22 protein-coding genes are annotated in these 22,422 nt (G+C 68.2%); 6 read left to right on the top strand and 16 right to left on the bottom strand.

Annotation, left to right across the window (positions count from 1 at the left end):
- Positions 1–35: 35 nt before the first annotated feature.
- Complete coding sequence (locus JWP28_RS16725; protein ID WP_299544689.1) at positions 36–2,768, bottom strand: winged helix-turn-helix domain-containing protein; 2,733 nt, start codon at positions 2,766–2,768, stop codon at positions 36–38.
- A gap of 399 nt (positions 2,769–3,167) precedes the next feature.
- Here JWP28_RS16725 and JWP28_RS16720 point away from each other — a divergent pair, with 399 nt between their 5' ends.
- Complete coding sequence (locus JWP28_RS16720) at positions 3,168–3,332, top strand: Flp family type IVb pilin (protein ID WP_299544687.1); 165 nt, start codon at positions 3,168–3,170, stop codon at positions 3,330–3,332.
- A gap of 107 nt (positions 3,333–3,439) precedes the next feature.
- Here JWP28_RS16720 and JWP28_RS16715 read toward each other — a convergent pair whose 3' ends face one another.
- The 3 genes from JWP28_RS16715 to JWP28_RS16705 all read right to left on the bottom strand — a co-directional run bounded on the left by JWP28_RS16715 (position 3,440) and on the right by JWP28_RS16705 (position 5,649).
- Positions 3,440–4,045, bottom strand: coding sequence for a PEPxxWA-CTERM sorting domain-containing protein (locus tag JWP28_RS16715; protein ID WP_299544686.1), 606 nt, complete (start codon positions 4,043–4,045; stop codon positions 3,440–3,442).
- Positions 4,046–4,444: 399 nt separating this feature from the next.
- Positions 4,445–5,062, bottom strand: a complete 618-nt coding sequence (locus JWP28_RS16710) for a PEPxxWA-CTERM sorting domain-containing protein (protein WP_299544685.1) — start codon at positions 5,060–5,062, stop codon at positions 4,445–4,447.
- 251 nt (positions 5,063–5,313) lie between these two features.
- Positions 5,314–5,649: a helix-turn-helix transcriptional regulator gene (locus JWP28_RS16705; RefSeq protein ID WP_299544684.1), complete on the bottom strand. Its 336-nt coding sequence runs from the start codon at positions 5,647–5,649 to the stop codon at positions 5,314–5,316.
- A 211-nt stretch (positions 5,650–5,860) separates the two neighbouring features.
- Here JWP28_RS16705 and JWP28_RS16700 point away from each other — a divergent pair, with 211 nt between their 5' ends.
- Together JWP28_RS16700 and JWP28_RS16695 are read left to right on the top strand one after the other, a co-directional pair.
- Positions 5,861–6,820, top strand: a complete 960-nt coding sequence (locus JWP28_RS16700) for an ATP-binding cassette domain-containing protein (RefSeq protein ID WP_299544682.1) — start codon at positions 5,861–5,863, stop codon at positions 6,818–6,820.
- Positions 6,817–8,040 carry an ABC transporter permease gene (locus JWP28_RS16695; protein WP_299544680.1) on the top strand — a complete coding sequence of 408 codons (1,224 nt, stop codon included), beginning with the start codon at positions 6,817–6,819 and terminating at the stop codon, positions 8,038–8,040. Before JWP28_RS16700 ends, JWP28_RS16695 begins: the two co-directional genes overlap by 4 nt.
- Positions 8,041–8,046: 6 nt before the next feature.
- On the opposite strand, the gene JWP28_RS16690 is transcribed toward JWP28_RS16695, so the two are convergent.
- The 12 genes from JWP28_RS16690 to JWP28_RS16635 all read right to left on the bottom strand — a co-directional run bounded on the left by JWP28_RS16690 (position 8,047) and on the right by JWP28_RS16635 (position 19,328).
- The gene (locus tag JWP28_RS16690) at positions 8,047–8,952 is read right to left on the bottom strand and encodes a tetratricopeptide repeat protein (protein WP_299544679.1); all 906 of its coding nucleotides are present in this window, start codon (positions 8,950–8,952) and stop codon (positions 8,047–8,049) included.
- Positions 8,953–8,974: 22 nt separating this feature from the next.
- Positions 8,975–10,846 carry a LytR C-terminal domain-containing protein gene (locus JWP28_RS16685; RefSeq protein WP_299544677.1) on the bottom strand — a complete coding sequence of 624 codons (1,872 nt, stop codon included), beginning with the start codon at positions 10,844–10,846 and terminating at the stop codon, positions 8,975–8,977.
- Position 10,847: 1 nt separating this feature from the next.
- The gene (locus tag JWP28_RS16680) at positions 10,848–11,801 is read right to left on the bottom strand and encodes a type II secretion system F family protein (RefSeq protein WP_299544675.1); all 954 of its coding nucleotides are present in this window, start codon (positions 11,799–11,801) and stop codon (positions 10,848–10,850) included.
- 3 nt (positions 11,802–11,804) lie between these two features.
- Positions 11,805–12,800, bottom strand: coding sequence for a type II secretion system F family protein (locus JWP28_RS16675; protein ID WP_299544673.1), 996 nt, complete (start codon positions 12,798–12,800; stop codon positions 11,805–11,807).
- Between the two features lie 2 nt (positions 12,801–12,802).
- Positions 12,803–14,128 carry a CpaF family protein gene (locus JWP28_RS16670; RefSeq protein WP_299544671.1) on the bottom strand — a complete coding sequence of 442 codons (1,326 nt, stop codon included), beginning with the start codon at positions 14,126–14,128 and terminating at the stop codon, positions 12,803–12,805.
- A gap of 5 nt (positions 14,129–14,133) precedes the next feature.
- Positions 14,134–15,279, bottom strand: coding sequence for an AAA family ATPase (locus JWP28_RS16665; RefSeq protein ID WP_299544669.1), 1,146 nt, complete (start codon positions 15,277–15,279; stop codon positions 14,134–14,136).
- A 105-nt stretch (positions 15,280–15,384) separates the two neighbouring features.
- A complete protein-coding gene (locus tag JWP28_RS16660; RefSeq protein WP_299544667.1) occupies positions 15,385–15,702 on the bottom strand; it encodes a hypothetical protein in 318 nt (105 codons plus the stop codon).
- A gap of 9 nt (positions 15,703–15,711) precedes the next feature.
- Entirely contained in the window at positions 15,712–17,139 is a 1,428-nt protein-coding gene (locus tag JWP28_RS16655) for a type II and III secretion system protein family protein (protein ID WP_299544665.1), read from the bottom strand.
- A gap of 94 nt (positions 17,140–17,233) precedes the next feature.
- Positions 17,234–18,067 carry a Flp pilus assembly protein CpaB gene (gene cpaB, locus JWP28_RS16650; protein WP_299544663.1) on the bottom strand — a complete coding sequence of 278 codons (834 nt, stop codon included), beginning with the start codon at positions 18,065–18,067 and terminating at the stop codon, positions 17,234–17,236.
- Between the two features lie 141 nt (positions 18,068–18,208).
- A complete protein-coding gene (locus JWP28_RS16645) occupies positions 18,209–18,796 on the bottom strand; it encodes a methyltransferase (RefSeq protein ID WP_299544661.1) in 588 nt (195 codons plus the stop codon).
- A gap of 119 nt (positions 18,797–18,915) precedes the next feature.
- Positions 18,916–19,089 (bottom strand): Flp family type IVb pilin, encoded by a 174-nt coding sequence (locus JWP28_RS16640; RefSeq protein ID WP_299544659.1) that lies wholly within the window; start codon positions 19,087–19,089, stop codon positions 18,916–18,918.
- A gap of 65 nt (positions 19,090–19,154) precedes the next feature.
- Entirely contained in the window at positions 19,155–19,328 is a 174-nt protein-coding gene (locus tag JWP28_RS16635; protein ID WP_299544657.1) for a Flp family type IVb pilin, read from the bottom strand.
- 501 nt (positions 19,329–19,829) lie between these two features.
- Here JWP28_RS16635 and JWP28_RS16630 point away from each other — a divergent pair.
- From JWP28_RS16630 to JWP28_RS16620, 3 genes are all read left to right on the top strand, one after another.
- The gene (locus tag JWP28_RS16630; protein ID WP_299544656.1) at positions 19,830–21,068 is read left to right on the top strand and encodes a glycosyltransferase family 2 protein; all 1,239 of its coding nucleotides are present in this window, start codon (positions 19,830–19,832) and stop codon (positions 21,066–21,068) included.
- A 9-nt stretch (positions 21,069–21,077) separates the two neighbouring features.
- Positions 21,078–21,848, top strand: a complete 771-nt coding sequence (locus JWP28_RS16625) for a glycosyltransferase (RefSeq protein ID WP_299544654.1) — start codon at positions 21,078–21,080, stop codon at positions 21,846–21,848.
- Positions 21,848–22,422: hypothetical protein (locus JWP28_RS16620; protein ID WP_299544653.1), on the top strand; the 575-nt coding region annotated here is incomplete at its 3' end. The genes JWP28_RS16625 and JWP28_RS16620, both read left to right, overlap by 1 nt.

The raw sequence follows: 22,422 nt of genomic DNA, 5'->3' as shown, positions 1-22,422 counted from the left end.
CGTGGCGAACCGCCGGCCGGCCCGAGACCGCGGCCTCAGCCCGCCGCGCCGGCCCTCGCCGGCGGCAGCCCCGCCTCCGATCTCAGCCGGCCGTAGAGCCGCACCTGATAGGGTTCGGCCGCGGGCTTGATCATGGCCGGGGAGGCGGCGATCAGCTGCGCCCGCGCGGCTTCGCGCTGGCCCTTGGCCAGGGCGATCTGGGCCTGCGCCAGTTCCAGGTTGGCGCCCCAGTCGGGATCGCCGGCCAGTTGCGCCACGGCCTCCGGCTTGATCCCGACCAGGCGCTTCGCGGCCTCGTCGAAGTGTTTGGCCTGGATCAGGCAGGAGGCCCAGGTGAAGGCGACCGCGTCCTCGATAGCCGCCCCCGGAAAGGCGGCGTGCGCGTGCGCCCAGGCTTCGGCGACGTCGCGAAGGCCGTCGGCCACGCGCCCCGAGCGGCATTCGGCCGTCGCCCCGTCGGTCAGGGACGCAATGCCGAAGAACGAGCCCGGCCCGACGGTGCGCACCGCGATGGCGTGCACGTGGCGGGTGTCGGCAATGGCCGCGTCCCAATGCTCCAGGGCGCCCTCGGACTGCGCGCGGGTGGACAGCAACTGCAGGGTCAGCTCGTGCTCCGGCCCGAGGGTGGCCAGCATCTTGGGATAGACGGCGTCGGCCTCCTGCACCGCCTGGGCGTGCTTGCCCTGGATCATCAGCGCCTGGGCCAGGTTGAGGCGGACCATCAGGACGTCGGCGCTGTCGGGGCCCTCGAGGACGGCGTAGCCGGCGGCCAGGCGCTTGAACAAGGCCTCCGCCTTGGCGCCGTCGCCTAGCCGTATATGCGCGAACGCCAGCCGCTGCAGGAAGGTCAGCCGCGAGCCGAGGTCGAAGTTCGCGGGCTGGGCTTCCGCGCCCTGGGCCGCCAATCCGAATTGCCGGGCCGCTTCCGGCGCATCGTTGCCGACCAGGGCCACCATGCCGCGGGCGGAGGCGAGCCACACCGGGACCTCCGGACCCGGATCGTTCATCGCGGAGACGCCCTGCGCCTCGCGGGCGAGCAGGACCTTGGCGCGGTCCAGGCTGCCGCCGGTGTAGGTGCGGGCCTCCATCATGGCCTGCTGCAGGCCAGCGACGTGGGCGTGCGGTGAATTGGAGCCTTCGGCGGCGCGCCACAGGGTCTGGGCGCGGCCGTACTCCCGCCGCGCATCCTCCCAGTCGCCCCTGCGGTCAAGCGACAGGGCGATGGTGTGGTGCAGCTGGGCGGCGACTTCCGGTTCCGCCGGGAAGCGGCGGTCGATCTGCGGCGCGGCCCGGGTGACGGCCGACACGAGGGTCTCGTCCGCCTTGCCGCTCTTGAAGGGATTGCTGCGGGCCAGCAGGTCGTTGGCGAGGAACAGGTTGATCTGCTCGGCGATCCGGCTCTGCCGCCGCGCCGCGTCGCGATCGTGGCGGGCTTGCAGATAGAGCGCTGACGAGGTCAGGACCCCGATCGTCAGCGCGGCCCCTGCCGCGACGATCCAGGGCCGCCGTTCCCGCGCCCGAAGGAGCTGGCGCTCCAGTTCGGCGTTGCGCTGCGCCTGGGCGGCGGTTTCGGCGAGCCTGACGCGCCGCGCCGTCAGGGTGCGCAGGCGTTCGGTCAGCTCCGAGGCGCCGGCGAGCCGCCGCTGGGGATCGCCGGCGGCGGCCTCGCCGATGTCGGTGCGCAGCAGCGGATCCTCGACCTCCCGCTCCCAGCCCGCCGCCAGCGGCCGGGTCAGGTCGCCCACCGTCAGCTGGTAGAGCATGACGCCCAGGGCATAGACGTCCGACTTGACGCTCGGCGGCGCGCCGGCCAGCCGTTCCGGGGCGATATAGAGCGCGCTGCCGCCGCGCCCGGGGCTCGCCCCCTCATCGACCTCGAACCCGTCGTAGGTGATGTTGAGGTCGGCCAGGCGGACGGACTCCATCACGTCGGCGCTGCCGAAGTCCACCACCGCGGTCCGCCACCCACCCTCTGCGGTGGCGGACACCACGACGTTGGCGGGCTTCAGGTCCTGGTGCAGCACGCCGAGCCCATGGGCCGCCGCCACGGTGGCGCAGACCTGAGCCGCCAGGTCCAGGCGGACCTCAAGCGGGACGCCCTGTAGTCCGCCCTGCGCCGCAGCCCAGGCGGGCAGGTCCTCGCCCCGATAAGCGATCTCCATGAAGAACGGCTGGGCGTCGAAATTCCACTCGAGGGCCGGCGCAAAGTCATGCCGGGCCCCAAGGCTGGCGGAGATCAGCCGCGAGACCGCCACCTCCCGCTTGAGGCTCCGCAGGAACACGACGTCGTGGGCGAACTTGAACACGCGCTGCTCGCCCGTCTTGTCGTGCTCGCCAAGCCAGACCTCGTTGGCGGGGGACTGGCCGAGCGTGCGCAAGAGACGCCATTGCGGTCGCCCCGGCGGCGGCTGGCCGGCATGCAGCGTCGGCGCGCCATCGGCCGCGGAGCCCACGGCCTGCATCTCGACGGTGGCCGCCAGCCGGTAACCGATCCGCGGAACGGTCACCAGCAGGGACTGGTCTTCGTCCCGCAGGGCCTTGCGAAGCTTCGATATGGCGGTGGTCAGCGACCCCTCGACCACGGTCGTGGCCGGCCAGACGGCTTCCAGCAGCTCGTCCTTGGTGAGCACCTCGCCGGGGCGGCGGAGCAGTTCCAGGAGCAGTTCGAGCGGCTTGATCTCGAGTTCGACGAGCGCGCCGCGGACGGTGAGACGCCACCGGCTCTCGTCAAGCTCGCAGTCCGCAAAGCGCCAGAGGCGGCGGCGCATCGTACGCACTTCCGACGCCGCACGCCGACTGTCCGACATCCCCCGACCCCACTAACAGGTACGCCGCGCTTACGCTCCAGACCAGAAACATCCCAAAGTTCTGCGAACGTCAGTATCCGCGCCGGTCGTGCAATTGTCCATGCGACCTCGAGTACATTCGGTCGGCTCGGGCGCACCACTCGACTTGCCTTACCGCAACCTATCTCAGCCGGACGAAAGGTCGGATGGCTCCCGCCTGTTAATATCCGTTGAGTATAACGCTTATATATTTCCCCCAGATTTTACTGACAATTAAGCGCGTTGTGAAATGTTGACGGGGTTATTACCGCAGTTGGAAACGCGGAGAGGTCGATCGATTTGAAAGCCGACGGTCCGCAATTCGGCGATGGGAGATGATCCATGCCCAAGTTCGCTTCGCGTTTCTTCAAGCACCAGGCCGGCGCCACCGCCATCGAATACGCCTTGATCGCCTCGCTCGTGGCCGTGGTCATAGTGACGTCGCTGGGCGCCCTGGGCGCCAAGCTGATCGGCACCTACAACATTATCACCGGCCAGTTTCCGTAGGCTGGCCTTCGATCGACGGAGGCCGGCGCCGGCCCCAAAACGGCGGGGCAAACAAAAACCCCGACCTTGGGGGCCGGGGTTGATGTCTCTCGAAGCGGAGCGATCCGTTATGCGAGCGCAAGGCTCTGACGGCGGCGCTTGCTGCGCAACACGGCGCCGAGGCCGCCGAAGCCAACGACCATCATCGCCCAGGTGGCCGGCTCGGGAATTTGGGCCCCGCCGCCCATCTGCAGCCTGAACTGCTTCAGGTCGTCCACAGCTGGAGTGAACGTAAAGGCGAGCGAAGTGATGCTCTCGCCAGTCGTGCCGACCAGCTCAAACTTGTTCGCGCCGTTGCCGCTGAGGGTTTGGTTCGTGAACGTGGTGCCGCCATTTACGACCAAGTTGAACGTACCGTTGACGATCGACTCGATATCGAAGGTGACCTGCGAGAAGCCCGTGGGGAGGCTGACGTTCAGATTATTCAGCGGATTTGCATCGATGATCGCTTCCCCGGAGCCGTTGAGCATAAGCGTATCGCTGCTGGTGAATGTGACGATCGAGTTGGTGACCGTTCCGACGTACCCGGTGACGGTGGTCCCTGTCTGAGTGGTGTCGGAGTGAACGCCGAACTGGCTGCCGAACACTCCGGGCGTGAGCACGATGGCCGCCGAGGCGCTACTGGAGAGCAAGACGGCGACCGCGGCGGTTGCGAGAGCGAGATTTCTTTTCATGGTCTCCTAGCCCCTTTCAAAATACCCATGTTCGATGATTAACCCTTCTTAACCCTATTGAAAGGGCATTCGCCTGTGGTGCGAATGAGATTTTGGGATCGATGACTGATGATCAGGAATTTAACGGAGTAATCGAGCGTCCAGGCGTCGGCGTCCGTCATTTGGACAAGCGTAACGTTAGTACAACACTGAGTGGTGTCTAAGGCGAGGCATCGCCTGCTGAAGCTTGACTATAGGTGAATCAATCCACCACTAGGGCGGGCGCCCTGAACATCCTTCGGCGTTGATCGCCAGCCAGCTACCTTAGGCCGGCCTTCGGGTACGGCGGACGGGGCTCGTGGCAAACAAAAACCCCGGCCTCCGGGGCCGGGGTTGATGTCTCTCAAAGGGAGGTAGCCGTCATGCAATCGCGAGGTGTTTACGGCGGCGCTTGCTGCGAAGCGCGGCGCCGAGACCGCCGAAGCCGATGACCATCATCGCCCAGGTGGCCGGCTCAGGAATTTGGTTCCCGCCGCCCGCCTGCAGCCTGAACTGCTTCAAGTCATCCACAGCGGGGGTGAACGTAAAGTTCAGCGTATTGATGAAGTCGCCACCGGTGGCGGTCAGCGTGAACTTGTTCGCGCCGCTGCCGGAGAGGGCTATCGGGTTCACAGCCAACGGGGCGCCGTTTACGGACAGGTTGTAGAAGCCGTTGACGATCGACTCGATATCCCAGGTCACCTGCGTGAAGGTGTTGGTCTGGGCGAAAGTGACCATCAGATTATTCAGCGGATTTGCATCGATGATCGCTTCTCCGGTGCCGTTAAGGGAAAGCGTATCGGTGCTCCCGAACGTGACCATCGAGCCGCCTACTCCGACGGTGCCATAGACCGTGGTCCCGGTCTGATCGGCGCCGGTGAAGGAGTGCACGCCGAACTGGCTGCCGAAGGAGCCCGTGTCGAGCACGAAAGCTGCAGAGGCGCTGCCGCAGATCATCGTGGCGGCGGCTACGGTGGCGAGTGCGAGATTTGTTTTCATGGTCTCCTAGCCCCTTTCAAATACCCAGGTTCGACGGTCGACCAATCTTAACCATATTGAAAGGGCATTCGCCTGAGGTGCGAATGGGATTCGGGCGCGATACCTGCTGACCAGGGCGCTGGCAGAGTAATCGGCCACCCTAGGGCTGACATCCTCCGCCGCGGTAAGGTAAGCGATCTTACAACACTGGGTGGAGTCGCAAGGCCACGCTTCGCTTGGGGAAGCTTGACTGTAGGCGGTTCAGTCCACTACTAGTGCGGGCGTCCCGAATATCCGTCGCGGTCAAGCTGGGCGCCGGGCTGTCTCGCCGATTGCGTATCGAATTCCGGGTCCCCGTCGGTCTTGAAACTGCGGGACGGCGATGGAGAGGCCGCCGCGGAACCGCACAGGTCGGCCATCGAGACCTCCAGCGCCTGGGCGATCCTCCACAGATCGGCCGCCGAGCACCCGCGATGCTGGCGTTCCAGCCGATCGAGGGTCGAGGAGGGGACGCCGCTCGCCAGCGCCAGTTCGGTGCGGCTCATGCCGAGGCCGATACGTCGCCCTTCCACGCGCTTCGCAATGACCTCGTTGATGTCCGGATCCAAGGCGGCTTCCCTCCAGCTGCATCCCCGACAGTCTTGAGTGTCGGGAACCCGACTGTCCGTAAGCGGACATACATCAGCACCAGAGGCGGTCAAGGCGATGCACGCCGCAAGCGTGTCGTCGCGCCTTGGCTGGAGGCCGAGCCGGGGCGGGGCCGTGGCCTCATCTGCGCGTCAACCTCGATTCTTAGGCTCGCGGTAACCGCGACTGTTCATGGTCGTCGCGGTGCTGGAGGCGCTTGGAATGGTCACCCCCCTGCGGATTTCGCATCTCGCCAAGCGGTATCCGGGCGGCCGCGGCCTCATCGACGTGAGCTTCAGCGTGCCGCCGGGCAGCGTGACCGGCTTCATCGGCGCCAACGGCGCCGGCAAGAGCACGACGTTAAAGTGCATCATCGGCCTGACCGAGCCTGACACCGGCCTCGTGGAGCTGTTCGGCGCGCGGGCGGGCTTCGCGGAGCGGCGCCGGCTGGGCTTCCTGCCTGAGGAGCGCGGCCTGGCGCCGCGCGAGCGGGCTCGCGACGTCATCGCCTTCCATGCGCGCCTCAAGGGCCTGGAGAAGCGGACGGCCTACGCCCGCGCTGACCGCCTGCTCGAGCGGATCGGCCTGGGCTCTCGCCTACGCGCGCGGGTAGGGGACCTTTCGAAGGGGAACGCCCAGCGCGTGCAGATCCTGTGCGCCATCGCCCACCAGCCCGACCTGCTGATCCTCGACGAGCCGTTCTCGGGTCTCGATCCGATGGCGCAGGCTGAGGTGCAGTCACTTTTCAGTGAGTACCGGTCCAGCGGCGGCGCCATCCTGTTCTCGACGCACGCGATGAGCGCCGCCGAGCGCCTGTGCGACCAGGTGGTGATCGTCTCCGAGGGACGGACGGTCTTCCAGGGTGCGGTGGCGGAGGTGGCGGCGCATGCCCCGCACGGCGTCTATGTCACCTGCGACAACGATGCGGCCTTGCTGGAGATCGTGGCCGCTCTCGACGGCGAGGCGCAGGCCTTTCCCGGAAAGATGGGCGAGGCGCTTCGCTGGCGAGTCCTGCTGCCGCAGCACGTGCCCTATCCGGCGCTGATGCGCGCCTTGGCCGATCGCCAGCTCGGCGTCCATGGCTTCGACCCGATCCAGTCCGACCTGGAGGGCGGCTTCTGGTCGCTCGCCGCAAACCGCAAGGCCGCATGATGCAAAGGCTGCGCCTGATCGCCGGGCGCGAGATCGCGGCCTACGCTGGGGTTCCCAGTTTCTGGGCGGCGCTGCTGATGGGGCCGTTGTTGATGTTGCTGGCGGCGCTGGCGGGGGGCGCCGTGCACCATCCCCCGGCGGCGGCTCCGGCGCGCCAGATCCTCGTCGAGACGGGTGATCCCGGGCTGAGCGGCGCGGCGAAGGACGCCCTGGCGCAGGCCGGCGCCCTCGAGGGCCGACCCGTCGTCTTTCCCGCCGCGCCGGCTCCGGGCAACGCCACCACGACGTTGAAGGTTGACGTCGATGCCGCCGGCGCCGTTTCCGCGCGGCTGTCGGGCGAGCTGCTGCCGAAGACCACGCTCGCGCTGTTGCGCCGGGACCTGGGGCAGGCGGGCCTGCAGGGCCGGCTTCGCAGGGCCGGCGCCTCCGAGGCGATGCTCGCGGCGGCCGAGGCCGTTCCGGTGACCTTGGAAGAAGCGCCGGTCGCAGCGCCGCCGCCCGCCGACCCAGGCCGATTTGGCCGCTTCGCGGTGATGATGCTGCTTTGGCTGAACCTCGTGGGCGCGCTCGGGATGCTGTTGCAGGCGATCGTGCGGGAACGCGCCAACCGGGCGTTGGAGAGCCTGCTGTCGGCCGCGCGGGCGTCGGAGATCATCTTCGGCAAGCTGGCGGGCGTCGGCGCCTTGTCCCTGCTGGTGCTGAGCGCCTGGCTGGCCGCGGGCGCGGCGATCGCCGCCACGCCGCTCGGCGGCGCGGGAGCCGGCATGATCGGGTTCCTGCTGCAAGCGTTCGCCGCACCCCTGGCGCTCCTGCAGGCGGCGCTGGTCTACGTCCTGGCCTTCGCCATGTACGGCTCGGCGATGATCGGCCTTGGCGCGATCGCCCGCGATGTCCCTTCAGCTCAGAACCTGTCGCGACCGATCTTCGGCGTATTGCTGTTGGTGTTCTTCGTCGCCCTGGCGCAGCTCGGCGGCGGCGCCCACGGCATGGCCTGGATGGTCTGGATCCCGGTGTTCACCCCGTTCATCCTGCTGATGGAGCCGCCCGGCGCCCTGGACCTTGCGCAGACGGCCGTGGCCCTGGGCGGGATGGCCGCAACCACCGCGGTGTTCGGCTGGATGGCGACCCGGGCGCTGACGGACAGCGCGCTGAGACTGCCGGGCATGCGTCGCCGGGCGGCCATCGATAGTCCTCAGCTGCAGCCGGCGGACGCCGCCTAGAGCTTGTCAGCGAGGCGTCGGCTTCGCTTCGGAAACCTTCAGGCGCAGTTCGTGGGCCAGCTGCAGATTGGCCGATGCGCGGCCATAGAACTCGCCCTTGGCGTTCATCGACCGCTGGAAGAGCTCCTCGGCGGCGCCGTAGTCGCCCTGCAGCATCGCCGCGAAGCCTGCATTGTTGAGCGCCGCGGCCTCGCTGTCCGGCGTCACCCCGGCGACGGCCTTGTCGTATTCGCCGCGCATGGCCATGGCGATGCGCAGGTTGGTGCGCGCCGCCGCCAGGTCAGGCTTCTTCTTCAGGGCGTCCACGAAGTCCTTCACCGCCTCGTCGAGCCGCCGCTGCAGCAGGCGGGAGAAACCGCGATTGTTCAGGGCGATGGCCGCGCCCTGTGAGCCCGAGATGGCCCGCTCGTAGGCGGCGTCCGCCTGACCCCACTGCTTTCGGGCGTCATATTCGCCGCCGAGCGCGTTCCATGCGCGCCAGGCCGCCGGATTGGCGGCCACGGCCTTCTGCAGCATCGCGAAGGCCTCGTCGGACCGTCCGAGCAGCGACAGGGCGACGCCCTGGCCTTCCAGCGCCTGCGCCTTCGAGCCCGGGTCGGCCTCCGCTCGCTTGTAGTTCGCCAGCGCGTCCTCATTGCGCCCGCGGGCGAGGTTCAGCTCGCCGGCGAGCAGCAGCAGGCGCGGATCGGTGGCGCCCGCCAGGAAGGCCTGGTCGAGCATCTTGGCGGCATCCGTCAGGCGGTCCTCGGCCAGGGCGCGCTGAACGGCGGCGAAGCCATCGTCGGTGACCGTCTCGGCCGGTTTCGGAGCATGTTTGAACGGGCCAGCCTGGGCGCCTGGGGACGAACCGACGAAAGCGCCAGCCGCCAAGACCGCGGCAAACGCCGAACGCCACACTACACCGGTCGCCATCCTGTTCCCTTCGGGCGCGCGCTCAGCTCAGCCGGCGCAAGCCGGAGGTGAAGCGCACGCTGCCTGTCGGAGCACGCGAGTCGGCCCCAAGGATCAGGCTAACGCCCTGGCACGGCCGCGCGCAACGCTCCAACTTCACGGGAATCCGCAGACTGTTGGCCAGGGCGCGGGCGACGGTGGCGTGGGCGGCGGCATAGCGGATGGTGGTTTGGCCGCGCCGCGCCAGGGATGGCAGACGGGCGCCCGGAACGCTCCAGCCACGACGCGCGAGCTGCAGTCGCAATGCATCGGCGACCCGCCGATTGCCGCTGGCGTCGATGATCACCAGCGCGCGCCCGATGAAGCCGGATCCTGTCGAACGCCGGGGCGCAGGCGGCTGCACGATCGCGGCGACCGCGCGTGTCAGGCTCGCGCGGCGAACCGGGACCGACGCCACGACCTGGCGAGGCGCGGCCGCCGGGCCCACCGGGCGCGGGGCGGGCGCTGTCTTCCCGCTTGGCCGCGCATGAACCACAGCGGCGACGGCGAGCGGGCGGCTGGCGGCCAGGGATGGCGCTGCAGCAGCCTGTGCGGGCGGGGCGTCGTGCGTCGCGGCGGGCGCGGAGGCTGCCCGGTCTTCCGGCGAACGGCTGATCGGCCCATAGGCCTGCGGCGTCAGCGACGACGCGACCTGGAACACCGGCAGGTTCACCCGCCTGAGCACGGCCGGGGCCCCGGACTGCAACAAGGGCAGGGCGGTCAGGCGCGCCGGTGGCCGGGCCGCCGGCGGCGCAACGACCATCGCCGGACCGCTTGTCCTGGCCGCAACCTGGGTCATCGGGAGCGGCGAGCGTTTTTCGGCCTGCGGCTGTGGAATGACCAATGGCTTCGTCGCAGGCGCCGGCAGCGACACTTTCATGACGGGCGTCGCGGGGACCGGCGCCTCGGCGGCGGGCGCGACAGGCAGCGCGGCCAGCTGGGCCCGAGCTTGCAGCGAGGGCGGCTGGATTTTCAGGCTGGGCTGAGCGGGAATCGACGCCAGCTGCAGGGGGGTTGCGGCCGGCCACGGCGCAGGCGACGAGGGCGCGATCAGGAGCCCGACGGCCAATGGCGACCGCTGAAGCGGCGCGGCTGCGGCGGGGAGGGGCTCGCGGCTCACCGGCGCCGCAAGGGCCACACGAACCGCCGGGACCGCCGCGGCCGCGTGCTCGACGGCTGACGCCACTGGCGGCATTTGGGCTTGCGGCGGCACGGCAGGGACCGGGGTGATCACCAGGGCCGGCGCCCGCCGCTCGGGCGGAGCCTGCGCCGAAGCGATGACCAGCGGCGCCTGGACCGCCGCCGGCGGTGGCGCGGCGAGCTTGGGGACCTGCGCCAACGCAACGTGGGTCGGCAACGCGCCGACCGGGGTAGCGGGGGCAGAAGCCGCAGGCGTCGCCGCAGCGAGGCTGGCGGCGCGCGCAGGCGCAGGCGCCGGCGCGGAGGGCGGCTCGGCTTCCTGCGCGGCGAGAACCGGAAGCGGCGCCTTTCCCTGCAGCACGTTCGAATAAGCCTGGTTCTCGGCGACGATCGCCGAGCCGGGGTCGGCGGCCTGCGCCTGGGCGTAATAGCGGCTGCTCAGATCGAACCGCCCGAGCTTGTCGTAGACGACCCCGAAGGCGTTCAGCACGCGCGCATCCTGGGGCGCGCGGTCGCGAGCCGCCTGCAGCAGGTCGAGCGCCTGCGCATAGTCGCGCCGGTCGACCGCCGACACTGCCGCCTGGTAGAGGTTGCCGGCGGCCGAGCCGGGCGCCTCGGCGGTCTTTGCGGGACGAATCTCGACCATCCGGGCCGGCGGTTGAACGCTGGCGCAGCCGTTCGCCCCAAGCGCCAGCATCGAGGCGAAGCCGACGTACGAGAGCCTGCGTGAGGTCATTTCAATGCCCCTGGCCGGCCAATGCCGGCAATAGATTGCGCACCATGTCGATTATCGCGGGCAGCATCAGCGCCGTGACGATCACCGGCAGGATGCAGGCCACTAGCGGTATGGTCATCAGGACGGGCACCCGCATCGCCTTCTCCTCGGCGCGCAGGTAGCGATGGTCGCGCATTTCGTTGGAGTAGGTCCGCAGCGTCTGACCGATGCTCGCGCCCAGCGTGTCTGTCTGGATCAGGAGGGCCACGAAGGACTTGACCGGATCGACGTCGGTGCGCTCCGCCATTGCGCGCAGCGCGTCGGCCCGCCCGCGCCCGGCGGCGAGCTCCTGGGCGACCCGCTCGAATTCCTCGCAGATCCGCGGATGCGATTCCGCGACCTCCCGGCCCACGCGCACCAGCGCCGCTTCCAGACCGAGGCCCGCCTCGACGCAGACCACCATCAGGTCGAGGGCGTCGGGAAATTCCTGCTCCAGCTGCGCCTTTCGCGCATTGATGCGGTTGTCGACCACGGCCTTGGGCGCGATGAGTCCAAGGCCGCAGAGGGCGAGTGCGCCGGCGATCAGCGGCAGTCCGGTCATCGGCTTGCTGGAGACCTGCTGCAGGGCGAGGAAGGCGAGCGGCAAGCCGATCGCCAGGGCGAAGCGAGCGATCACGTAGAGGATCGGGCCAGCCGGATGCTCGATCCCGGCCCGGCTCAGGTCGCGGCGCAACTGCTGTTCGTCTTTTGAGTCCGGAGTCGCCGTCGACCGCTGCACCCATAGGAGGATCGGGTTGGTGACGCCGCCGGTCTTCAGAAGGCCGGCGCTAGCTGTCGGACGCGCCTTGACCTGTTCGTGAAGGCGCCGTCGCACCTCGATCTGGGTAACTACCCGGCCGATCAGGCTCATGGAGGCTACCACCACCGCTGCGAAGGTGATGAGCTGGATCAACAGGGCGGTGATCGTGTTGGACATGGCTCAGTACTTGAAATTTATGATCCGGCGGATGATCAACCACCCGGCTAGGTAGAGGATCATCACTATGCTGGCGATCGTCCAGAAGAGCGGGTCGCCGAACTTGCTGGTGTAATAGGTGGGCTGCATCAGCATCAGCGACCCGATCAGGAAGAGCGGCAGCGCGCTGAGCACCAGGGCCGACGCGCGGCCTTCGCTGGCCAGGGCTTTCACCTTCTTGCCGAGCGTGCCTCGCGCCCGGATCACTGAAGAGAGGCCATCCAGGATTTCGGCGAGGTTGCCGCCCGTCTCGGCCTGGATCCCGACGCTGACGGCGAAGAAGTGGCCGTCCGACGAGCCGGTGCGGCGGGCAAAGCTGAGCAGGGCGTCCTTGAAGTCGGAGCCGTAGGTGTATTCGTCGACGATGAGCCCGAATTCGGAACCGATCGGGTCGCCGAGTTCGTCGGCGGCGAGTTGCACCGCCGAGACGACCGGATGGCCGGCGCGAATGGCGCGAACCACCACATCGAGGGCGAGGGGAAGTTGCTCCTCAAGTTTCTTCAGGCGGCGAGACCTCAGGCCGCTGAGCCAGACCCACGCGCCGCCGCAAGACAGAATGGCCGCGCCGATCAACCCCAGCGTCGCATTGAGTACGAAGCTTCCGCCTGGCGCCGCCCTGACGAGCGCCATGCTCAGCAACCACAGGACGCCCGTGGAAGCCGCCACGATCGCCAGCAGCCGCGAGGGCGTCATGGTGAGCCCGGCCTGACGGCAGTACCTGGCAAGCACCGCATAGTAGTCGAGTAGCCGCTTGTTGGTGATATTCGCGCCGGGGTCGCGGCGCACGAGCGTCGCGTACACGTCGGCGGGATCCATTCCGGAATGCAGCAACGTCAGGCGGCGGTTGACCCTCTGGATCCGCTCGCGCGACGAGAACGCCAGCCCGGCGAGGCTCTGGACCGCCAGCACCACAGCCACGAAGGCCATGACGTAGACGAGGGGTAGGAAGGCTGTCTGCATGGCTAGAACTGCCTCCGTGCCGGAGTGAAGGTGATCGACGGCAATTCCATGCCGCGTGCGGCGAGGACGTCCATGAACCGCGGCCGGACGCCGGTGGTCTCGTACTCGCCCTTGACCACGCCGTCCTTGCCCAGTCCCTGGCGCCGGAACCGGAAGATCTCCTGCATGGAGATCACTTCCTCCTCCATGCCGACAATCTCGGAAATGGAGACCAGCTTGCGGTTGCCGTCTTCCAGCCGCTCCACCTGGACGACGACATTGATGGCCGAGGCGATCTGCTGCCGGATCGAGCGCGGCGACAGCTCGAGGCCCGCCATGCCGATCATCTGCTCGATGCGCGACAGCGCGTCGCGTGGGGTGTTGGCGTGCACCGTGGTCATGGACCCGTCGTGGCCGGTGTTCATCGCCTGCAGCATGTCGAAGGCCTCGCCGGCGCGGACTTCGCCGACGATGATGCGGTCGGGGCGCATCCGCAGGGCGTTGCGGAGCAGATCGCGCTGAGTGACCTCGCCACGATCTTCCAGATTCGGCGGCCGCGTCTCGAGACGCCCAACGTGCGGCTGCTGAAGCTGCAGCTCGGCGGAGTCCTCGATGGTCACGATCCGCTCGGCGCCGTCGATGAAGGCCGACAAGGCATTCAGCAGGGTCGTTTTGCCCGAGCCCGTGCCGCCGGAGATCAGGACGTTGCGGCGGGCCTTCACGATGGCCTGCATCACCTCGGCCATCTCGCTGCTGATACTGCCCAGCTCGACGAGCCGCGCCATGTGGATGGGGACAGCGGCGAACTTCCGGATCGAAACCAGCGGACCGTCGACGGCCAGCGGTGGGATGATGGCGTTGACCCGGCTGCCGTCCGGCAGGCGGGCGTCGACCATGGGCTGGGACTCATCGACCCGCCGGCCGACGGCGGACACGATCTTGTTGATGATCCGGACAAGATGGCGGGTGTCGTGGAAGTGGACGTCGGTCATCTCCAGCCGACCGCGCCGCTCCACGTAAACCGTGGCGTGGGTATTGATCAGGATGTCGCTGATGCTGTCGTCGTTGAGCAGCGGCTCGAGCGGCCCCAGTCCCAGGAGTTCGTCCAGCACGTCCTCGATCAGCTGATCGGTCTGGACCGGCGTCAGCAGCCGCTTCTCTTCGGCCAGCAGCTGACCGACGGGCGCGCGGATCTCGACACGCAGGCTCTCGCGGCCGGCCTTGTCCAGCGCGCTCAGGTTCAGCATGTCGAGCAGCCGCTGGTGGATGCGGACGCGCAGGGCGACCCCGTCGTCAAGCGCCCCGTCCGAGGCCGAGCCGGTGATGCCGCCCTCGTCCTTCCACAGCATGGGTGTCAGCGCCTCCCGCGCGGCGCAGGTTCAACGGTCGCACCGGCGCCGATCAGGGTGGCCAGGTCGCCGATCCCTTTTTCAAGCCTGGTGCCGCGGCGAACGGCCGAAATCTCGATGCCCTGGTTGATCGCCGCGTTCATGACCTTGCGGTCCTCGGGAATCACCGAGGCGAAGTCGCGGCCGAGCGCGCGTTCCGCGGCCTTCACGGTCAGGGACGCCGTCTGGTCCGAAGACAGCGCGTTGCAGACCAGGGTCAGGTTGCCGTTGTCCAGCCCTTGCGCCTTCAGCACGCCCAGCTGGCGATCGAGCATGTGCAGGTGCGGCACCGAGAGGTGCGTGACGATGACGATGCGGTCGGCGAGCTGCAGGGCGCGATTGGTCCACGCGGTCCAGACGGATGGCAGGTCGAGAATGGTGAGCGCGAAGTCGCGCCTCAGCCCGGTCAGCAAGGCTTCGGTTTGCGCCGGGGCCAGGGTTTCAAGCGGCGTCAGCTGACGCGGCGCGGCCAACAGGCTCACGCCCGAGCGGTGTTTGCCCAGCAGGCCGGAGAAGGCCATGTCCTTCAGGCCCGAGCCCGCGGCCAGGCAGTCGGAGACCGTCGCGGCGTCCGGCATGTCCAGATAAAGGGCGGCCGCGCCAAACTGCAGGTCGAGGTCCGCCACGCAGACATTGCGTCCCTTTGCGCTGAGCATGGCCCCTGCCTGGACCGCGAGGGCCGTAGCCCCGACGCCGCCGCCGGCCTTCAGGATGGCGACCAGCTGACCGGACTTGGCCGCGTTGTGGGCCGGTCCCCTCGGCGTGAAGAAGGTGTCCAGCGACAACGCCAGCGAGGCCTCGCTGACCGGCGCCGTCAGGACGTCCGCGCAACCTTCGCGCATCAGCATCCGCAGGGTGGCGACTTCAGCGTGGCGCACGATCGCGACCACCTTCGTGCCGTCGGCGCCGGCCCTCAGGCGGCGGACCGCGGCCTCGACCTCCGCCGGCTTCCCGCCGTCGATGTCGACCAGGATGAGGTCGAAGCGTGAGGGCAAGCGGTCCGGCCAGCCCGGCCCGAGCGATTCAAATCGAATATGCGGAAACAGGGCTGCGACCGAGGCGAACTGCTCGTCGCTACCGATCACCCCATCGACGACCCCGACCCGCTGCACCTCAACACCCCCTGGACCATCGCTCGTGGCCGGACCAACGCTCGTGGCCGAAAATTTCGAATTCCGCGGCACTTGGGTCATTTAATTGCTCCAACGGCGCTGCGATTACCCGCCCGGACCGCCACCGCCACCACCACCGCCACCGCCGGTTGAGGCGCTGGATGTTGACGTCGAGGCCGGCTGGATCACGGCATTGCGGTTGTACCGCTCCTGCGCGATGCCGACCCGGCGGCCGTTCGAGCCCGGTGCGGGTATGCCTTGGTAGTGGGCGTCGGGATCGGCGATCTGCGCCACCACATGCTGACGCACCGTCTGGCCGTAGTCCTCGGCGATGCTCATGCGGCTCTGCATGCAGGCCGAAAGGCCCAGGGCTGCGCCCACAAGGACCGTGGCGGTCGCGCTCTTGGCCAAGACTGCTGACATGGTCATCTCCTAGTAGAGCACATGGCCGTGGGGGCCTTCGACGCCGCCCTTGCGGGGGTCGGCCGAGATCAGGGCGCGGTCCTCGGGACGCAGCATGCTGGCGGATCCGTTCTGTGACCCGAAGAGGAAGAGTTCGAAGTCGGACGGCGGCACGAACCGGTCGCCGGGCAGCGCGATGTTGCCGCCGCGCCGCGGCGTCACCAGGTGCGGCGTGACGACGATCACCAGCTCGGTTTCGTCGCGTTGGAACGAGGTCGAGCGGAACAGCGAGCCCAGGATCGGCAGGTCGCCGAGGAACGGCAGCTGGCGGATATTGTTGGCGTAATCCTGCTTCAGCAGGCCGGCGATGGTGAAGGATTCGCCGTCCCGCAACTCGACGGTCGTCCGCGCGCGCCGCACGCTGAGGCCCGGGATGACGATCCCGCCGGAGGTGACGGAGTTGGCCGGGTCGATCGCCGACACCTCGGGATTGACGACGAGGTTGATCAGGCCGTCCTTGAGGATGGTGGGCGTGAAAGCTAGCGCGACGCCGAACTGCTTGAAGGCGACGGTGATCGTCGGGATGCCGCCCTCGCCGCTGGCGCTGCTTTGCGCCACGGGGATCGGAAACTCGCCGCCGGCGAGGAAATTGGCGGTGTCGCCCGACATCGCCACGAGGGTCGGCTCGGCCAGGGTCTTTACGAGGCCCTTGGTCTCAAGCGCGTCGAACAGGATGTCGAGGTTGCCGTCGGCGCCTTTGAAGAGGCCTTCGATGAAGCCGAAGCTGCTCGCCGTCTTCGCGCCCCCGATCACGGTGTCGCCGGTGTTGAAGTTGAAGCGCGGGACGCCGGTGATCGGATCGGGGCTGGCGTTGGCCGCGATGTTGATGCGCAGCGCCTTGGCGGTGGTGCGATTCATCTCGACGAAGCGGACCGACAGCATGACCTGCTGGGTGCCCTCCACGGTCATCATATTGACGACCTTGGCCGGGGCGTAGGTTTCGGCCAGGGTCACCACCTGGCTCAAGGCCACGGGACTGCTGGCGGTGCCATAGAGCAGGAGGGATTGGTTGGCCGAGCGGATCTGGACGTTCTTCTCGTCCGGCAGGATCTCGCGCAGGCGGTTCCTGAAGCCCTCGAGGTCGGCGGAGACCACGACGTTCACCGCCGCGATCAGCTGCTTGCCGGGTCCGTAGACCGTCAGGGCCGTGGAGCCGGGGGCCTTGCCGACCACGTAGATGGAGTGGGTGTTGAGCGGCAGGATGTCGGCGATCTTGGGATCGGCGATCATCAGGTCGGTGTAGGCGGACGGCAGCTCGATGACCTGCGACTTGCCCACGCCGACGACCATCTCATAACCGCTGCGGGTTTGAGCGCCGACCGCCACGGCTTGCGCCGACGCGGTGGGCGGCGCGGCCACGCAGATGGCCATGGCGACCGCGAACACTGCGGCCGCCATGCCGCTTCGTCTGGGTGCGGAGGTCTTCCGCTGCGAACTCTTCATTACCCCGTTTCCCCCTTCGCTGGTCCGCGAGCGGACGCGCGAAAAACCCCTATGGAATCCTGTAGCCCGCCGTCTCGATGCCGCGCGTCACGCGGATCTCGTGGCCCGCGGGCGGCGGAGGCGCCCGCATCTTTACCGCGACGGCGCGGGTGATGACCGGCCGGCCTCCGAAGAAGCCGAGGTCGGACACCGTCGTCGCCTTGCGCACCAGCGGAAGCTCGTCGGCGACGTGCCGCAAGGATAGCGACACGGTGCCCACCGCCTGGGCCAGCGAGATCGACTGCGCCTGTGCGGGCGTCACCTCGACGGTGACGGCGCGCGCCACCGCCGGATTGGTGGCCTCGTCGTTGTCCGACTGGTCGATGCCGAGCACCTTGACGTTCTCGGCCAGCGCCTGGGTGACCGTGCCGCCCTCGACCGCACGGGTCAGGAGGATGTCGACGCGGTCGCCAGGCAGCACGAAGCCCGCGACGCCGGCGATGTCGTTCGAGCGCAGGCTGACGGCGCGCATGCCGTCGGTGACGGCGCTGGACATGGTCACCCGCCCGCCGGGACCGGAGACGCGCGTGGCGAGCACCGGCTCGTTCGGCGTCATGGCGCGCAGGGCGAGCCGCTTGTTGGCCGCCGCCCCCGTGAGGTCGGTGACGCTCTGGAAGGCGCCCGCCGGCACGGCGTCGGCCGGGTAGCGCACGATCTTCAGCTGGCCGGCCTCGATGACCTTGCCGCGGACGATGGCTTGGGAGGCGACCACCACCGGCACGCCGGCCGCCGCCGCCTGCGGCGAAGCGCCCCGCGCGGAGCTTAGATAATTTCTGACCAGGAAGACGGCCAGCAGCCCCATGAGGATGGCGATGGCGAGAGTTGCGACGGTGCGGATCGACATGGGCTTACCAAGTCCTCGGCAATGGAGAGAAAATCCGGCGCGTCACACGTTCACCGAACCACAGAATGGTTAGCGATGAGCTAAGCGCTGGATTATGCGAAATCGGGCGGCAGGACCGCGGGGCGGGGCGCAGGCGCATGGTCAGAACGCCCCCGGGATCAGCCGGAAGCGGACCTCGCTGGCGTAGGCGCGGTATTCCGGATCCGCGAACAGCCAGCGCTCCTCGCGCAGCAGCCGGGCGATCTGCACCGGCCAGGCGACGGCGTAGACCAGGGCGTTTTGCCAGGTGGGGTGGAGCAGGAGGTATCCCACCTGGACGACCATGTAGCCCAGGTACATGGGATGCCGCAGAAAGGCGTAGGCGCCGCGGCGCTTCACGCCGCGGTTGGCCGGCGCGAGGCCGAAGCTGCGATTGAGGCTGAGCTTCGCCGCCAGGGCGATGCAGAAGCCGACCGCCAGCAAGGTGGCCCCGGCCGTGACGTTGAGCGGCTCGCCGCCCGGCCGCGCCAGCAGCGCGGCGGTGGTGCCGACCAGGGTCAGGACCCAGTCCGAGGGCGATCGGCTCACCGCGTCCGTCTGCCGACGGATGAGGATGAACACCACCGTCAGGAGCTCGGTGAACAGGATCGGGAGGTTATAGAGTTCCAGCGTCTTCAGGTTCGATACGCAGAACAGGGCGAACAGCAGAAGTATGATCGCCCGTTCGGAGAGGTCGAGAAGCTTCAGCATGAGCACCTGCGACGGGAAAAAACAAAGCGGCGATGCTCGACACGCCCCGCCTGTGGCGGAGATGGGCGCCCCTGGAGCTAGGCCGGGGGCGCCCTTACCGATGGATCGCTGCGCAAGACTTACGAGTTGGCAGTGCTGATCGTGTTCGAGGCGTTGTTCATCGCGCCGCTGATGGCGCCCGCCAGCGTTTGGGCGGCGATGACGATGCCGATGCCGACGATGGCCAGGATCAGCGCGTATTCGGCCGCCGAAGCGCCGGACTCGTCACGCAGGAAAGCAATGAGTTTGGTCATGCGAAAAGCTCCTTTGCCGACCTGTTGGCGGCACGGTTGATGCTCGGTCTCGATGTTTTGAGATCTTACGAGTTGGCAGTGTTGATCGTGTTCGAGGCGTTGTTCATCGCGCCGCTGATGGCGCCCGCCAGCGTTCTGGCGGCGACGACGATGCCGATGCCGACGATGGCCAGGATGAGCGCGTATTCCGCCGCCGAAGCGCCGGACTCGTCGCGCAGGAACTGAGTAAGCTTAGTCATGGAGATAGCCCCCTAAAGTTCGGCCGCCTGGAAGGAGGCCCCCAAAAACCCGAATGCGCTCAGATAACCGAGTTCATCCGCTATACGACGTAAGCTCAGGTTTAAGGATTTGTAAACCACTGATCGGCGAACGAACGCCAGATTCGCGGCGCACATGGTTAATGTTCGCTCCATAAGCGAAGATTCGCGACGCATACGGTTAATAGACAGGCGGCCCGCCCATGGACGAGGCGGAGGGTCGGGCGGTCAATCTGTCGCAGCGAGCTTTGCCATTGGCCCCGCGCAGGTCGGCGCTGAACCCTCCCGTCGCTCCGAGGCTTGGATTTTAACCTCGTTGCAGCGACTATGCACCACCGTTATTTCAACGAGACCTTCCGTCCGCGGCGCCGACCGGGTGCGCTTGCAGCGCCACCTTCGTGAAAGCTTTCGCGGCCTATGATCTCCAAGGTTCGCACTACGGGGGCGCCAGTGCAGGGTTCGATGGTTTCCAGGAACAAGGCCGTGGACGTCAGCATCGTGCTGCCGTGCCTGAACGAGGCGCAGTCGCTGGCGGTCTGCATAGAAGCCGCGCGCGAGGCGCTCGACACGCTCTCAGAACGCCACGGCCTGGGCGGCGAGATCCTGCTGGCCGACAACGGCAGCACCGACGGCAGCCAGGCGCTGGCCATGCGCCTGGGCGCCCGCGTCGTGGCGGTGGCCGAGCGGGGCTATGGCGCGGCGCTCAGGGGCGGCTTCACCGCCGCGCGCGGCCGCTTCCTGGTGATGGGCGACGCCGACGGTTCTTACAATTTCCGCGAGGCGGTGCCGATGGTCGAGGCGCTGATGGCCGGCGCGGACCTCTGCATGGGTTCGCGCTTCAAGGGCGGGATCAAGCCGGGCGCCATGCCCTGGAAGAACCGCTACATCGGCAACCCGCTGCTCACCGGCGTGCTCAACCTGCTGTTCCGCACGGGCGCCAGCGACGCCCACTGCGGCCTGCGTGCGATCACCAAGGCCTGCTTCGAGCGCCTGGCGCTGACCGGCTCGGGCATGGAGTTCGCCAGCGAGATGGTGATCAAGGCCGCCCTGAAGCGCCAGGTGATCGCCGAGGTCCCCGCCACCCTCTCGCCCGACCTGCGCGACCGCCCCCCGCACCTGCGCCCCTGGCGCGACGGCTGGCGCCACCTGCGCTACCTGCTGATGCTGAGTCCGAGCTGGTCCTTCGCCCTGCCGGCCCTGGTCGGCGGAGCGGCCGCCGCAACCATATTGACGGCCGCGACCGTGGCAGCCGTGACCGATCCCGGTAAGCCGTTCTTCTTCGGCAACTACTGGGTGGTGCTGGCAGGCGCCATGATGAGCGTCTCCCAGATCTCGGCCATCCTCGCCGCGGCCACCCACCTCTATGGCGTACGCGCGGGCTATCGTCCGCCCAAGCCCTGGGTGGTCAAGCTCTCGCGTTGGCTGACGCTGGAGACCATGCTGGGCACAGGCGCACTCTCGATCATGCTAGGTCTCGCCGTTCTCGCTTGGGCGGTCGTGGCCTGGAGCGGACGGGGCGGGGGACCGAACGAATCCGTCCTGGCAGTGGTCCTGGGCACCATGTTCGTGGCGCTCGGCGCACAGAACGCGCTGGGCGGCTTCCTGCTGGCCGTGGTGGGCGGCAACGAGGCGCGGTTCCTCGAATATGGCGATCTGGCAGAGCCAACTTCGGACACCTCCGGCAAGGCTGCGGGGCAGGGCCCGGCGCTCGCGGCGCGCTGAGGCCAGCCCATGGACCACAGCTTCGTCGTCCTGGCCTATGGAGACTCCCCGTTCCTGGCGGGCTGCCTGCGCGACCTGGCCGACCAGAGCCGCGCCGCCCGCATCCTGGTCAGCACCTCCACGCCCAGCCCGTTCATAGAGCGCGCCGCCGCCGAGGCCGGCGCCGAGCTGCGGGTCAATCCGGAGCCCAGCGGCGGCATCGCCGCCGACTGGAACTTCGGACTGGCGCAGGCCCAGACCCGCTATGCGACCCTGGCGCACCAGGACGACACTTATGCCCCCGACTTCACCGCCAGGTGCCTCGCCCTCTTCGCGCGCGAGCCCCAGGGCGCGCTGTGCTTCACCGGCTATCAGGAGATCGACGACGAAGGCGCTGCGAAGAGCTCGAAGATCAGCAAGGCCAAGCACCTGATCGAACGCGCGACCATCGGCCGGCGCGAGGTGCTGCGGGGCCGCCGCCTGCTGGCGTTCCTCTCCTTCGGCAATCCGCTGCCCTGCTCGTCGGTGACCTTCGACAGGACCAGGCTGCCGGCCTTCCGGTTCTCGTCCGATTATCGCAGCAACCTGGATTGGGAGGCCTGGTGGCGCCTGGCCCAGGCCGGCGAGACCTTCCTGCACGTCCCCGAACGCCTGGTCGGCCGCCGCCACAACGCGCTCACCGCCACCTCCACCCTGATCGCCGACGGCACGCGCCGGGTGGAGGACCTGCAGATGTTTCGGAAGGCGTGGCCGAGGCCGGTGGCGGACGCGATCGCGTGGGCGTATCGGGCGGGGTATTGATGGCGAGCGACCCAACGCAATCGCCTCGCGTCCGGGCGCTGTGGATATCGTCGGATTTCTGGGAGAAGCCTGCGACCGGCGGCGCGCATTATAGCCGCTCGGTCCTGTCGGCTCTGCGGGCCTCCTCGTCGGTGGAAATCGTCAGGACCTATGTCGCGAGGTGGCCGCCGCTTTCCACGTGGCGAAAGGCGGAGGGCCTTGCAAAGTCCTTCGCACGCGGGAGCTCCGTATTCCGGCACGTCTGCACCGATCCGGCGCTTGCGGAGGGGCTGCGCGACGGCCTGCTGGAAAATACGGACGCCGTCGTCGTCAATGGCTCCGATCAGGTCCTGTCGATCCGCGACGTCCCGGCGTCTGTCGACGTCATCTACGTCATGCACAATCTGGACGCCGACTACATCTCGGCTTCCATCGACGGCCTTCCCAGCTGGCAGAGGGGCCTGCTGGCCCTTAGCGACGAGGTTGCGAAGTGTGTCCGGGAGGAGCGTGAGATCCTCCGGCGCGCGAAGGTCGTCATCGGGATCTCCCTTGAGGAACTCGACGCCGTGAAGACGAAAAACCCCGACGCCGTCAC

Origin of the sequence: Phenylobacterium sp. (assembly GCF_028290885.1) — a bacterium.
Lineage (GTDB): Bacteria > Pseudomonadota > Alphaproteobacteria > Caulobacterales > Caulobacteraceae > Phenylobacterium.
The sequence above is the reverse complement of the archived record's forward strand: the minus strand, read 5'-3'. Positions and strand labels throughout refer to the sequence as shown.